Source organism: Psychrobacter sp. CLB018, from assembly GCF_041222815.1.
In the GTDB taxonomy this organism is placed as follows: domain Bacteria; phylum Pseudomonadota; class Gammaproteobacteria; order Pseudomonadales; family Moraxellaceae; genus Psychrobacter; species Psychrobacter faecalis.
In genome coordinates, this window is sequence record NZ_CP166085.1 from 3075113 (window position 1) to 3089529 (window position 14417).

A 14417-nucleotide genomic window follows, 5' to 3' on the forward strand; every position below is an offset into this window, starting at 1 on the left:
GAGGTTATCTCTATGCTTAACCAATTGCTTCCCATGCTTGCTGTTACCTTTACCGTCTTTATGCTGTTTTTTATCTTTATGGGCATCGGTTATATGGTCAAAAAAAAGCCGCTTAGAGGCTCGTGCGGTGGTGTGGCAAAATTGATGGGTGATGAGTTTTGCTCATTTTGTGGTAACGACCCCAATAAATGCGAATCGCTGGTTGACCAGCAGCAAGAAACCGCGCTAAAGGCTGCGCAATTAGGCAAGTCGGTATAAACCTGCTATTTGTTACCATACGTTGGTAGTATTTAGCCGCCCTCTATTCTTATAATAGCGTCGAGTCCTTTGCAATTAACCTTGCAAACTAACGGTGACTGACGCTATTTTTGCTTTAGCGTTTATATAAAAGCCTGTTTATCATAAGCGCTATCAGCAAAGCCAAAACTTCACTATTCATATACTAACTTTACCCTGATAAATGGGGTAGCAAGTTCATATGACTTGCTTTCTGCAAGTGTTTTTATACTCTATATTCTAATATGTGGTCTTGAGCGCCGTCTTATCGACGGGCCTTGGGGTTATTTATAAGTGCTGCTGAGTCAGTGCTTATAAATGACGTGTCCTTTTTTTATTTTAATAGTCGTGCTGCTATGTCTACCTCTCCTAATTTGCAATCTGATATACCGTCCCAGTCTCAACCAGATGCGCCAGCAAACCTAAAGCTGCCCTCATCGCGCTTTATTTTTTGGCTGGTGCTATGTGCTATGGTTTTATTGGCGTCCAATATGCGCGCGCCGATTGTGGCGCTGGGTTCTATTGCACCGGTGGTACAAGGGGCGCTTGATATCTCCGAAACCCAAATTGGTTGGCTTGGTGCGGTGCCGATGCTGACCTTTGCGCTTGGGGCTTTTATTTCGCCTACGATTGGGAAGCGTTTTGGGCTTGAAAATACGCTGATCACGATGATTGCGTTATTAACCGCAGGTATGGTTATTCGTAGCGTCATTCCGACTTGGATAGGCTTTTTAAGCGGCACCTTACTATTGACATTGGCAATTGGCTTTGCCAATACGCTTGCTGCTCCGGTGATTAAGCAGCGCACACCGAACCATATTCCGCTGATTACTGGTTTATTTAGTCTTACCATGACCGTCTCGGCAGGGATTGTCGCAGGCGTGGTTTTGCCGTTATCTGAGCAATTTGGCTGGCAATGGGCGCTGGGTGGCTGGTCGATTTTAGGCTTGTTTGCCTTAATCATTTGGGTAGTGCTACGGCTGCGTTTGGGTTCATCAAATCATCAGCCCATCAAACCGCTTGCGGCAGGCGAGAAAGCACCATCGCACATTTCGATGTGGCGCACGCCGTTTGCTTGGCAAATTGCGGTATTTATGGGTTTACAGTCCTTGCTTTTTTATACCGTCGCCAGTTTCTTACCATCGATTTGGCTAAGTAAAGGGTTGTCAGCGGTGAGCGCGGGACAAATGGCTTCCGTCTTTCAATTTATGGCACCCGTCGCTATTTTAAGCTTAACGTGGCTCGTCAACCGCGGGCGTCCTATACAAGCGCTGGCCATCTTTGCTGCGTCACTAAACGTGCTTGGCGTCTTGGGTCTCACTTATCTGTCTGCCGATTATGCTTGGCTATGGTCAGGACTGATGGGCATGGGCTGCTCGGCGATTTTCACTTTAAGTATGATGCTGTTTTCGATGCGTACTTATACCGCCAATCAATCAAGCGAGCTGTCGGGCATGGCGCAAGCCATTGGTTATCTGATTGCGTTTTTTGGTCCACTTGGCACCGGTTGGTTGCACGAAGCAACGGACAACTGGGATTTACCCTTATTCATCATGCTAGTACTGATGATTATCAACGTGGGGTTTGCTTGGCTGGTTAGCCGCCCGCTAATGGTCGATGGTAAAAAGATTTAATTTTTATCTTCAATCAATTAACCTTCGGCGTCAATCAATTAACTTTTGTACCATATTGCGGCTTACCTGATTCTGCTAGACTGAATTTATTGTATTTAGGACAGCAGAATCATGATAAACACACCCTCTCGCCTACCGCAGCGTTTGCTCACGGTCGCCGCCTTGAGCCTCGCAATCGCTATTAGCGGTTGTCAACAGCAGCCTGACGCCAATACGGCTGACAACACTCAAAATAATAATCCGGCCGTCAATACGACAATGGCTGAACCTCAAAAGCAAGAATCTACTCCATCTAAACATTCAGCTGAGCAGCAAGCACCTTTAACCATCTTGGCATTGGGCGATTCGTTGACCGAAGGGCTTGGCGTTGATAATAATGCCAATTACCCCGCGCAGCTAGAAGCTCGCTTAAAAGAGATGGGCTACAAGGATGTCAAAGTAATCAATTCAGGATTAAGCGGTGAAACCAGTACTGGATTGGTCAATCGACTGGACTGGGTATTGCAAACCAAACCTGATATTACCATTTTGACCATCGGTGCCAATGATGCCATCCGTGGTATTGATGTGGCAACGGTCGAAGCCAATATTCGCACCGCTATTAAACGCCTTCAAGACAGCGGAAGCGAAGTTATCTTGGGCGGAATGCAAATTTATGACAATCTTGGCTCTGACTACGTCGAATCGTTTGCTGCGATATATCCAAGGGTGGCGAAAGATATGAATGTGACGCTGATTCCGTTCTTTTTAGACGGTGTGGGCGGTGATGTCAAACTCAACCAAGCCGATGCCATTCATCCAACCAAGGAAGGCTATAGCATTATCGTCAACGACAATATTTTGCCAATTCTGCAACCTGAAATCGAAAAGCTAGAAGCAGCCCATACCGATACGGCAACGAAACCTAGCACGCCTACTGAGACTAGCCAATGATTGCTACAGCCAATAACACAGCACTACTTACCGCCTCCAAACTCAATAAAACCGTCCAAGTCGGTGACCAATCATTATCCATTATTAAAGACGTCGATATCCATGTCGATGCGGGCGAGTTTGTGGTCATCATGGGTAAATCCGGCTCGGGCAAATCGACTTTGCTCGGACTACTGGCAGCGTTAGATTATCCTGATAGTGGCTCGGTTGAGTTAGCGGGACAAACCTTAAGCAGCCTTGATGAAGATACGCTGGCGGTCATTCGTCAACGCGAGATGGGATTTGTTTTTCAGTCATTTCATCTATTACCGACATTAACTGTCAGCGAGAATATTGCCTTTCCGCTTGATATTGCCCGCCGTCCGAATAAAGCACGCGTCAACGAATTGATTGCAGCGGTTGATTTAGGGCATCGGCGTGATAGCTTGCCTAACCAATTATCAGGCGGTGAGCAGCAGCGAACGGCGGTTGCCCGCGCGTTGGTGTCGCAGCCAAAAATTGTCTTTGCCGATGAACCAACCGGTAACTTAGATGAGCAAAATGCCAGTCAAGTGATGCAGCTGTTATTAGATTTACGCCAGCAAGTTGGCTCTGCATTGGTCGTGGTCACCCACGATGCCGCACTAGCGGAGATGGCAGATCGTGTCATTACCATGCATGACGGTATGATAGATGGATCAAAAATCAATGGATAACATGGATAATGAGTCGAATGATTCGCGTGGCATCATAAGCCAACTATTTAACCGTCTGTTAATTTCAAAAAACTTGGGCGCGCAAGCCTTAAGTCGTAGCTGGTGGCAGCGCTGGATCTATCCCGTCTTATTCTTAATCACGCTAGTCCTTTCGCTTGCCACTTACCTGACTTTAGATTCTATCCAACAGTCTGTTGATACCTATATCAATGATAATCAGCGCGCGCTCGTTGGCGGCGATTTGATTTTAAACAGTAAGCAAGATTGGCCAAGCGAGGTATTAGCACAAGTAGAGACGGTCGCTGATACGCAAATTGTATATGACTATCAGTTTAGCGCCATGGTAGTGACCGATGAACAAACTTTACTTGCCAGCGTCAAAGCGGTTTCGCCGGCTTATCCATTATATGGAGACGCTGAGCTTGCCTCAGGGCAGCCTCTTTGGACACAATTAAGCGCTGCGAATGTCGTCGTCGCACCCGAAGTATTGAACAGCTTAAACGCCACTGTCGGTGACCAAATCACCATTGGTGATGCTGAGTTTATGATTAGTGATGTGCTAACCAAAGAGCCTGACCGCCCGTTGACGGCCTTTGGTTTTGGTGGGCGCGTTTTGATGCATGAGGATGCGCTCGCAGCAACTAATTTATTAGGGCAGCGTAGCCGTATTAATTACCGTATCGAGCTGGCAGGTGAGCCAGAGTTAATAGCAGAACAGCGAGATAAGCTGACGCAAATACTCAATAATTATCCTGATATTGAGCTCTCTGATGCCGAGTCAGCAGATACTTCTGTCTCGCGTATCTCTGACAACGTTTTGATGTTTTTAAAGCTGCTCGTCATTGCTGTACTATTATTATCAGCAGTGGCGATGTACGGCGTCATCACGGCTTTTGTGACCAAGCAGCAGTCTAGTAATGCCATTCGCTTGGCATTAGGTGAGCCGCTTAAATCCTTAAAACGCAGCTACTATCAGCTATTGATTGTTACTACTATCATCGCCTGTGTGGCCGCGGTTATCGTGAGTTTTGGCTTACTGAAAGTCGGTCAGCCGTATCTGATTGCTATCTTGCCAGCGGATGTTGGTTTAGCTATTAACCCAATTAGCGCCATTAAAACCATTATTATCGCGCTAGTGCTGACCTTGCTGATTGCTCAGCGTGGTTTAAGCACGTTAAGTAGCACCAAGCCTGCGACTTTGCTTAATCAAGGTGCAAGCACAAACTCGCAAAATCTGCCTTGGTATCGGAGTCTGCCGTTACTTTGGTATGGATTGATGCTAGTTGGTCTCTATGTGTTTTTCGCTTATGAAGTCAATTCTCTGTTACTAGGTGCGCAGCTGTTAGTAGGCTTAACTGCTTTTGTCGCGATATTTTGGCTATTGGCACGCGGTTGGTTATGGCTGCTGACTAAGTTTGCCAAGCATTCTAATATCAGCTGGATGCAGCGTATTGCTATCCATAACCTTGCCCGTAAAGGCAATCAGTCAGCATTGTTCTTTGTCACTTTATCACTGTCAGTGGCGGTCTTAACTTTGATCACTACACTTAATCATAGTATCAATGCCCAGTTTATTAATGCCTATCCTGAAGATGCGCCCAATTTATTTTTGCTCGATATTCAAAGTGACCAGCACGACGAGATTGATAACATCATTGCTGCGCCTGTGAGCTATTATCCTGTCATTCGTGCGCGTGTCGTCACGGCTAATGATGTTCCTGTTCAAGATATCGAACCTACTGACGGCTTCGATGACCCTGCGCGTGTGTTTAATTTAAGCTACGCCGATACGGTGATGGATACCGAACTCATTACTGATGCTGTAGAAAACGACAAGCTTTATGCGCCTATTGAGACTGCAGATAACGACTCAGCACAAACCGTTGCGCCATTATCAATTTTGGATACTGCTGCCAGCTTGCTAAATGTCGGCATGGGCGATCAGGTGCGTTTTAATATCCAAGGGATTGAAATCGTCGGGCAAATTACCAGTATCCGCTCGCGCTATGAAAAAGGACCCAGCCCCTATTTTTACTTCTTATTTGAGCCAGCGGTTCTATCTGCTGCGCCGCAAATCCAATTTGCCACCGCTCATGTCGCAGCGGAAGATATTCCAAAGTTACAAGGTAAACTGGTACGCGAGTTTCCTGCTGTGACCACTATCGACGGCACGGCTATCGCGCAGCAAGTCCAAGAGTTAGTGGTGCAAATGAGCCGTTTGGTTTACGTCTTCACCTTACTGGCATTATTGACGGGTATTATGGTTTTGATTAGCTCGCTACTCTCTACCTCCCAAGACCGCATGAAAGACAGCGCCTCATTTAGACTGCTCGGTATGCAAAAGCGTGACCTATATATGCTCAATATCTTAGAGCTTGGCATACTTGGCATTAGTGCCGCTTTATTTGCGGTTATTATCGCTAATATCGGTGCATGGGCTGCTATTACCCAATGGTTTAATCTGCGCTTTAGTGTGCCGTGGGCAAGTTTGGGTATTGGCGGTGTAGCGTTAGTTGGTTTGCTATTTGCCATTGCCATTATTTATGTGCGATTGGTGATTGGACGCGGGATTATGGCGCGGGTACGGGCGATGATTTAACAGTCGATATTGTGAATGTCAGTCATTCTTAATATTCCAGCTCGTTTAAAACTGACTATTTGCTATACTAATGCGCGTCCCAGCATTCAGATATAGCTCTCATAAACCATTTAAAAAAGTACGGTAGCCTTATGAAATTCTCAAAGTTTGGTCAAAAATTTACCCAGCCAACTGGTATCTCACAATTGATGGATGATTTGGGCGATGCGCTAAAAAGCGATCAGCCTATCAATATGCTGGGCGGTGGTAACCCTGCCAAGATTGATGCCGTCAATGAGCTATTTTTAGAGACTTATAAAGCGCTTGGTAATGATAACGATGCTGATGAGGCCAATAGTAGCGCGATTATTAGTATGGCAAATTACTCCAATCCGCAGGGTGACGCTGCCTTTATCGCTGCCTTGGTCAGCTTCTTTAATCGTCATTATGATTGGAATTTGAGCGCAGAAAATATCGCTTTGACCAATGGTTCGCAGAATGCTTTTTTCTATTTGTTTAATTTATTTGGCGGCGCATTTAATGATGGCGAAAATCAATCGGTAGATAAATCTATTTTACTGCCATTGACGCCTGAGTATATTGGTTATAGTGACGTCCATGTTGAAGGTCAGCATTTTGCCGCCGTATTGCCGCATATCGATGAAGTCACTCACGATGGCGAAGCAGGGTTTTTTAAATATCGGGTGGATTTTGACGCGTTAGAGAACCTGCCAGCATTGACGGAAGGTCGCATTGGCGCGATTTGCTGTTCGCGTCCGACCAATCCAACGGGCAATGTGTTGACCGATGAGGAAATGGCGCATTTATCCGAGCTTGCCAAACGTTATGACATTCCATTGATCATCGATAACGCCTACGGTATGCCCTTCCCGAATATCATCTACTCTGACGCGCATTTAAACTGGGATAATAATACGATTTTGTGCTTTAGCCTGTCTAAAATTGGCTTGCCCGGTATGCGTACCGGCATTATCGTTGCCGATGCGAAAGTCATCGAAGCGGTCAGCGCGATGAATGCGGTGGTCAATCTAGCGCCGACACGTTTTGGTGCGGCAATTGCGACGCCACTGGTGAACGATGACCGTATCAAGCAGTTGGCGGATAATGAGATTAAACCCTTTTATCAACAGCAAGCGACATTAGCGGTCAAGCTATTAAAAGAAGCGCTGGGTGATTATCCGTTAATGATTCATAAGCCTGAGGGCGCGATATTTTTGTGGTTATGGTTTAAAGACTTGCCGATTAGCACCACTGAGCTGTATGAGATTCTCAAAGACAAAGGCACGATTATCGTACCAAGTGAGTATTTCTTCCCTGGTGTTGATGTGAGTAATTATAAACATGCCCATGAATGTATTCGTATGAGTATCGCTGCTGATGAGCAAACGCTGATTGATGGTATTCGAGTGATTGGTGAAGTGGTACGTGAGCTTTATGATAAGGCTAACAGTCAGAAAGACTAAATCTTATATCATAAAGATATTGAATCATAAAGATATTGAATCATAAAGATATTGAATCATAAAAACAAAAAACGGACTTATAAATAGTCCGTTTTTTTTGTGCTATGACTGAATCTAAACGGTTTAGCGCAGCGCTTTTAACAAAGCTTCAGCACTCATTTTACCAAAGTCATTGGCCGCCAAGGGGCCATCGCCTGAGATCAGCTTTCTGTCTTGATGGGTATGTCCTGTCGCCAGTTTATTGGTAATCGTAACGCCCAACTGTTCTAGCTTTTCGCCAAAGTACCAAGGCATCGTACCGGGTAAATAACCAATTTTTGGCATTTGCTTGTCCATAGCTGTCGGGAACGCTACCATTTTATAACCTTTAAAAATAAAGTCGCGTTTGGCGTTATCGTCTTTATCGGCGCTATGAGTATTGTCAGCGCCATTAGATTTATCAGAGCTATCAGGACTTGCTAAATTGGCCGCCAATAAAGCCGCCGGTCCATGACAAATCGCTAAGGTAAATAAATCCTTGTCATAACCCCAACGTAGCAACTCGCCAAGGTTATAATCTTCAGGCAAGCCCAGCATTGCCCCATGACCACCGGGGATAAAGATTGCTGCGTAATCCTCGCTATTTACCATATCATTTTTGACAAAATCGGCGATACTTTTTGGACTTTTAAGCTTAGACTCATATTCCGCGTAGATTTTTTTGACGTCGTCATCGTCCTCTGGCATTGCCCACTGCTCGACTTTGACAGACTCCCCGGTTGGGGTAAAAACATCTACCATAAACCCTGCTTTTTTAAAATGCAGCAACGGCACCATCATCTCAACCGGATGATTGCCTGTCTTAAACTTCTTATCATTTGCCATGGTCATGTACTGCTGCTCGGTACAGACCATCAGGATTTTTTTGTTGCCCGTATATGGCGCTTCGTACTCGCTATGATCGTAGTTGGTTTTGTTAGGCGCTGCCAATCTAAGCGAAGCTTTAGAAGGGGTATAAGCGCCATCTTCGGCTTCTTGCGGCTCTAAACCTAAGGTGTCTTTGGCTTTGTCTACTATGTCACTGATATTAAGGTCTGAGATATTCATAAATTTTCCTATTTTATTATTGCTTATATTAGATTGATAGTTAGAAAAGATAGAATAATTGCCTGTCGCTACCTTTCTGATTGTAAGGTAGCAAACTCATAACGCATTAAATAGACCAGAGTTTTTTGACTTTCGTAAGCTTTGTAAATGGTGAGTTGCTTAGATTTGGCGTTTTAAAAAGCCTTGAAGAAGCTCCTCGTCAAAGGAATAAAAAACGGACTTAGCGATAGTCCGTTTTTTTCTGCCGTTTAATCATAGGTTTGACGGTATTGATTGACTGAAATGTCTTTGTCCATACGGTAAGGCCGTAGATTATGTAAGAAAGCAGACAGGTATTCACGATATCATGGATACTGGCTTTTATTTCTGCTGCTTTTAACCCTACCACACCAAGTTCGGTAAGCGTCTGGCGATTGTCCAAATATTCACCCAATAGAGCGATGGCGGTCACCAAAATCAAAGCGACAAAGGCTCTAACGCTGTATTTTTTAAAAATTGGACGCAGCAAAAGTAAACTTAATAGGTAGACGCCAATGCCCACATAGATATGTAAGGCGTCTTTGTCTAAGCCAGTAGCATCGACGACACCGTTTTTAAAGAGATAAAAGTCCACGATTTTATTCCGCGTAAAAGAGGTAAAAAGTAACTGAGTATAAATGAAAAACAGCTAATTATACATTGAGAATAAAAAAGGTAGATTAAGCATTTGCTAATCTACCTTCTTATTGAAGAAATATTTAAAGTATAGTTGTTAAATATCCCAATCGACAAAATTTTTTAATAGCTGCAGACCCGCGGTGTGGCTTTTTTCTGGATGGAACTGGGTCGCAAATAAATTGTCTTGCAAAATACTGGCACAAAACGGCTGACCGTAATCACAAACGGCCGCCACTTGTGCATCGTCGCTAGGCGCGCAGTAATAGCTATGTACAAAGTAAAAGTGCGCATTGTCTTCGATGCCATTCCACAGCGGATGAGCAAAATCCATGCCGCTGATGGTATTCCAGCCCATGTGCGGCACCTTAATGGTAACCCCCTGCTCATCTTTCCAAGTAGGGTCAAACGCTTCTACGCTGCCATCTAGGATGCCCAAGCATGTTGTACCACCATTCTCAGCGGACTGCTCAAACAACGCCTGCATGCCCACACAGATGGCCATAACAGGCTTATTGAATACTGCTTGACGTATGACCTCATCAATCCCTGCCTCATGCATGCCAGCGATACAATCGCGCATCGCACCGACACCGGGGAAGAAAATCTTATCAGCCGCCGCGACCACTTTTGGGTCATTGGTAATAGAAACCTCTGCCCCGACCGCTGCTAACGCCTTGCTGGCCGAGTGCAAATTACCCATGCCATAATCTAATAATGCAATCTTTGTGGTTCGACTCATCTAAAAAGCCTCTTTGGTCGATGGCAAGGTATTCAGCGCACGCTCATCATATTCGCAAGCCATACGTAGCGCACGAGCAAACGCTTTAAAGGTTGACTCGATTTGGTGATGGCTGTTTTTACCTTTGAGGTTGTCCAAGTGCACCGTCATCCATGAATGATTGACGAAGCCGTAGAAAAATTCGCTAAACAAATCGACATCGAAGTTACCAACGTGCGAGCGAGTAAACGGAATGTCCATATGAAGTCCTGGACGGCCTGACAAATCAACCACCGCGCGCGTCAGTGACTCATCGAGTGGCGCATAAAAATGCCCGTAACGACGGATGCCTTTTTTATCGCCCAATGCTTTATTGAACGCTTGTCCAAGCGTGATACCCGTATCTTCAACACTGTGATGATCATCGATAAAGGTGTCGCCGGTACATTTGATATCTAAGTCAAACAGACCATGACGCTTGATTTGGTCAATCATATGGTCTAGAAATGGTACGCCAGTATCGACAGTGCCTTGACCGGTACCATCAAGGTTTACCGTACAAGTGACTTGCGTTTCAGCAGTATTACGCGTAACGGTCGCCGTACGTGCGGCATGACCGAAAAGATTTTGAGCAGAATTTTGATTTTGTTCGGTAGAATTGGCTGTCATGGCTACTCTCTATAAATGAAAAGCGGTCAATAAAATAGGGCGAAAAAGCGCCCAAAGCATTCTTACTAGCGTCTAAGAAATATAAAAGTTAAGCTGAAAGTGAGGTCAATGTTTACTAAAAAGCTTATTTAAAAAGGTAGAATATTGGGTTTTTGGCGTATAAACCATTGTCTATCTTCATCATAGCAAACCCTAGCATTTACTGCCACGACCAAGCAGTAATCCACGCACAAAATCGCCCTATTCTGCTAAAATAGTGCGTTCAGTATTATCAATCATCACCCGCGCTGATCCCTCAACGCTACATTCGATGTTACGACGCGGTAAACACTTATAGGAACCGATTATGCCTTTAGAAGCGATCGCCATCAATAGCTTAGATGCGCCCCTAATTAAAAACCCTGCCCGCGAGAACGAGTTATCAGAGCGTCTGCATGCCTTATATGACAGCGATGACAATCAGCCAAGTGGCGCAGAGGTATTAAACCTCGTTGAGCAAGGTTTTAAGCGTGGTCAGACTTTGTATGTCGGCATGTTTAATGATAAGCCTATCGCCGCGGTTGCTTGCTTTGATGATGGGCAAACCGATGCCAAGCGCTTGCAATATCTTACTGTTCATAGCCAAAATCGTGGGCGCGCTATCGATGCGAAATTTATCAAACTGGTCTATGATGCCGAAGTGAAAAAAGGTGTGCGCGAGTTCGTGCCAGTCGATGCCGATATTCACCGTATTATGAGCGAGTATGAGCTCCTACGCGCTAAGGATTAAATACGAGGTTAAAAGCTTAGTTTTGGCTGATATTCGATTATTTATAGGCTTTTCTCACTTATTATGCAAAAATCACTTGACAGTAACGCCTATATTTAGTTTAATAGCGCCTCAACGAAGACGGCTCGATAGCTCAGTCGGTAGAGCAACGGATTGAAAATCCGTGTGTCGGCAGTTCGAACCTGCCTCGAGCCACCATTCGTTTAAACATTCCAAAAAGCCCTAGACATTACTGTTTGGGGCTTTTTTTATGGTTAAAATTTAATAAAAATTATAAGGATAGCTATTTACTACAACTGTTAGTCGCACTAATTCATAACACTTTTAGGCTGTTTTTAAAGGATAAACTCTCTCTATACTAAAACGATTAATGCAAAGTAAAAGGGTAAAACTATGAGAGAGTTTGATTATGATTTGGATTATAAAAACCTAGACTTGCGCGCGCACCCTGAGCTATATCGCGTCGGTCGCGGTGAGCAAGGCGTGCTATTGGTCGAACCTTATAAGTCGGAAATATTGCCGCATTGGCGCTTTGCAACCCCTGATATGGCAAAGGAAAGCAGCGAAACCATTTATCAGATGTTTTTAGATTATCTGGCTGCCGATGACTTTGTTGGTGCCGATATGGCGCGCAAATTTATTCAAATGGGCTATACCCGCGCCCGCCGCTACGCCAACCACAAAGGTGGCAAGAAATACAAAGGACCCGTCCCTGACGATAAAAAGGGTCAAAGCGGCGCCCATGGCCGTGAAGATCTACCACGGCAGGTTGAAGACCCTATCAAAGCAGAGTCAGCGCGTATTTTTAAGCAAACTTGGGATAAATGCCGCGAAAACGCAGACTATCTTAGAATGAAATCCGAACATCGCGCACGCTATAAAGACTTCAAATAACCGGTTATAAAAATGACAACCATGAATCACAATGACCTCAGGCGCTTGATTGTGCTACGCTTTATCCTAAATTAATAATAAGAGCTTTTATGATGTCCAATAACCTTGCCCCAGCGCCCATTACACCGCAACTTACTTCACAACAAAAACCGCTTCTCATCTTTGATTTTGATGGTACGCTGATCGATAGCGTTCCTGATTTGGCGGATGCCACCAATCTAATGCTTGAGCAACTAGGTCGATCTCCTTTCGCTCTTGATACCATTAAAGGTTGGATTGGTAATGGCGCGCGTGTATTGGTTGAGCGAGCGCTATTAGGTCAGGTGATTGTTGATGACAGCTTAGACAACGATGCGGTAGAGGAAGCGCTTCGTATCTTTTTTGCCGCTTATGGCGCCCTTGATTGTCAAAAAACCACGGCTTATCCTGATGTGAGCGACGGCTTGCATCAGCTTAAAAACGCGGGCTATACCTTGGCACTGGTGACCAATAAGCCAATTCGCTTTGTTCCTAAAATACTAGATCATATGGGCTGGACGCCGCTATTTAGCGAAGTGATTGGCGGCGATAGCTTACCGACTAAAAAACCTGATCCCGCGCCGTTATTACACGTTTGTGAGGCGCTTGGGTTTGCGCCTATTGACGCTTTTATGATTGGTGATTCGATTAATGATATTTTAGCGGGGAAAAATGCGGGCGTGGATACCATTGGGCTCTCATATGGTTATAACTATGGTGTCGATATTCGTGATAGTAAGCCAAACTTTGCGTTTGATGAGTTTTCTGGCTTATTAGAACTGTTGGGCGTATAACGTTTTTGATAGGGATTTGATATTGTAGTTAAAGTGACGCTGTAATTCTCGTCATCGACAGTGATAAATAGACTAATATGATAATTAACACTTTATCTAAGCGCCTACTTATCCTGCATTAATTGTCGTTGCCGTTTCACTTTTTTCTCCACCTTGTTTAACCATATTAACCAGAAAAACAGTCCTATAAAAGCAAAGCTCCAACAGCAGACCGCTAAAAAAATACTTTGAGAATATCCTAACCAAGTGGGATTAAGCCTCAATAATGCGGCAGCGGTTATCAATAACGCTAAGACAAAGACAAAAGGCTTGGCGTTCGTGTCACGCAATACTCGGTGTGATCGAGTTCGCGACATCACTGTGAAGGTGAGCGTTCCAAGTGCCCCTATAGTAATCGCGTGCAAAGCCTTGGTAATCGGAAAATTGGCCGTTATCAAGCTTAAGGCGATACCTACCCAGCCCACGATAATCCAGCTATATCCCAAAAGCATAGCCAATAGATCAGCACGCCCATAGCTCCACCACGGTCGCCAGCGCAGCACTCGAACCACACAAAGCAGCGCACTGAGCAGTAAAAGAGCTGCTATAGTGAATTTTACCCAAGCAAAAGGCAGTAGATTTAACACCAATACTGAAAACAGCAGAATTAAAACACTGCCTTCAAACCTGGGCTGCACACGGTCTTTTAAGAACCGGTTTTGACTCTGAAAATGCCCTGCCAACGCTGACGCTATTATTCGGCCCCCCATATAAAACATTAAGATACTTAACAATAATACCGTTTCTAATAACAACCTCAGACGCCAGTCATCGGGTTGATTGCTTTGCATAGCCAAATGAAAACCAACCGCAGCAATACCTAAGCCTACTAGCACAAACCCCGCGGATTTGTTTCGCCATTTCTTAGCCGTTCGCAGAAAAATAGGCGCAAACCAAAAACTCAACCTAGCCACTAGCCATAACCCAATCACAGTAAAGATATAAGCTTTTGGTTGCGGGCCAGCAAGGTAACCTGCAATCACCAGTAAAGCAAAACCGAAAATCATTTCATGACCGTGACCCCAAGCGTACTGCAAGCCTGCAGGGACAGTAAACCAGCCGAGCTGACCACCCACTGATAAAGGTAGCGTTAAAGCGGAATACAACGCAACAAGCGGAAACCAATAAGTATGAGCAAAAGGCGGTTTGGCTTTCATTAATGGAAGAATCCTT

14 protein-coding genes and 1 tRNA gene are annotated in these 14417 nt (G+C 44.8%); 10 read left to right on the forward strand and 5 right to left on the reverse strand.

The window, feature by feature from the left end; translation table 11 throughout:
• Window positions 1-12: 12 nt before the first annotated feature.
• The 6 genes from nqrM to AB8P72_RS13125 all read left to right on the forward strand — a co-directional run bounded on the left by nqrM (window position 13) and on the right by AB8P72_RS13125 (window position 7600).
• A complete protein-coding gene (gene nqrM, locus AB8P72_RS13100; RefSeq protein ID WP_068404374.1) occupies window positions 13-258 on the forward strand; it encodes a (Na+)-NQR maturation NqrM in 246 nt (81 codons plus the stop codon).
• Window positions 259-632: 374 nt separating this feature from the next.
• A complete protein-coding gene (locus AB8P72_RS13105) occupies window positions 633-1910 on the forward strand; it encodes a CynX/NimT family MFS transporter (RefSeq protein WP_193030544.1) in 1278 nt (425 codons plus the stop codon).
• Between the two features lie 111 nt (window positions 1911-2021).
• Entirely contained in the window at window positions 2022-2843 is an 822-nt protein-coding gene (locus tag AB8P72_RS13110) for an arylesterase (RefSeq protein ID WP_369957856.1), read from the forward strand.
• On the forward strand, window positions 2840-3538 hold the full coding sequence (locus AB8P72_RS13115; protein ID WP_193030540.1) for an ABC transporter ATP-binding protein: 699 nt from the start codon (window positions 2840-2842) through the stop codon (window positions 3536-3538). Before AB8P72_RS13110 ends, AB8P72_RS13115 begins: the two co-directional genes overlap by 4 nt.
• Complete coding sequence (locus AB8P72_RS13120; RefSeq protein WP_369957857.1) at window positions 3516-6137, forward strand: ABC transporter permease; 2622 nt, start codon at window positions 3516-3518, stop codon at window positions 6135-6137. The genes AB8P72_RS13115 and AB8P72_RS13120 overlap by 23 nt, the downstream gene beginning before the upstream one ends.
• Before the next feature lie 131 nt (window positions 6138-6268).
• Complete coding sequence (locus AB8P72_RS13125; protein WP_369957858.1) at window positions 6269-7600, forward strand: valine--pyruvate transaminase; 1332 nt, start codon at window positions 6269-6271, stop codon at window positions 7598-7600.
• 123 nt (window positions 7601-7723) lie between these two features.
• Here the strand turns inward: AB8P72_RS13125 and AB8P72_RS13130 are convergent, their stop codons facing one another.
• The 4 genes from AB8P72_RS13130 to hisB form a co-directional block, all read right to left on the reverse strand.
• The gene (locus tag AB8P72_RS13130; RefSeq protein WP_369957859.1) at window positions 7724-8686 is read right to left on the reverse strand and encodes a DJ-1/PfpI family protein; all 963 of its coding nucleotides are present in this window, start codon (window positions 8684-8686) and stop codon (window positions 7724-7726) included.
• A 220-nt stretch (window positions 8687-8906) separates the two neighbouring features.
• On the reverse strand, window positions 8907-9299 hold the full coding sequence (locus tag AB8P72_RS13135) for a hypothetical protein (RefSeq protein ID WP_193030535.1): 393 nt from the start codon (window positions 9297-9299) through the stop codon (window positions 8907-8909).
• 138 nt (window positions 9300-9437) lie between these two features.
• The gene (gene hisH, locus AB8P72_RS13140) at window positions 9438-10082 is read right to left on the reverse strand and encodes an imidazole glycerol phosphate synthase subunit HisH (protein ID WP_191690796.1); all 645 of its coding nucleotides are present in this window, start codon (window positions 10080-10082) and stop codon (window positions 9438-9440) included.
• Window positions 10083-10730 (reverse strand): imidazoleglycerol-phosphate dehydratase HisB, encoded by a 648-nt coding sequence (hisB, locus tag AB8P72_RS13145; RefSeq protein WP_068404355.1) that lies wholly within the window; start codon window positions 10728-10730, stop codon window positions 10083-10085.
• 346 nt (window positions 10731-11076) lie between these two features.
• On the opposite strand from hisB, the gene AB8P72_RS13150 reads away from it, so the two are divergent.
• The 4 genes from AB8P72_RS13150 (at window position 11077) to AB8P72_RS13165 (ending at window position 13205) form a co-directional block, all read left to right on the forward strand.
• Complete coding sequence (locus tag AB8P72_RS13150; RefSeq protein WP_191690798.1) at window positions 11077-11499, forward strand: hypothetical protein; 423 nt, start codon at window positions 11077-11079, stop codon at window positions 11497-11499.
• Window positions 11500-11621: 122 nt separating this feature from the next.
• A tRNA-Phe gene (locus AB8P72_RS13155) sits at window positions 11622-11697 on the forward strand.
• A gap of 195 nt (window positions 11698-11892) precedes the next feature.
• Complete coding sequence (locus tag AB8P72_RS13160) at window positions 11893-12393, forward strand: DUF4385 domain-containing protein (RefSeq protein WP_200663742.1); 501 nt, start codon at window positions 11893-11895, stop codon at window positions 12391-12393.
• Window positions 12394-12485: 92 nt separating this feature from the next.
• A complete protein-coding gene (locus tag AB8P72_RS13165; protein WP_369958300.1) occupies window positions 12486-13205 on the forward strand; it encodes a phosphoglycolate phosphatase in 720 nt (239 codons plus the stop codon).
• Window positions 13206-13309: 104 nt separating this feature from the next.
• On the opposite strand, the gene AB8P72_RS13170 is transcribed toward AB8P72_RS13165, so the two are convergent.
• The gene (locus AB8P72_RS13170; RefSeq protein ID WP_068404346.1) at window positions 13310-14401 is read right to left on the reverse strand and encodes an NnrS family protein; all 1092 of its coding nucleotides are present in this window, start codon (window positions 14399-14401) and stop codon (window positions 13310-13312) included.
• Window positions 14402-14417 lie beyond the last annotated feature (16 nt).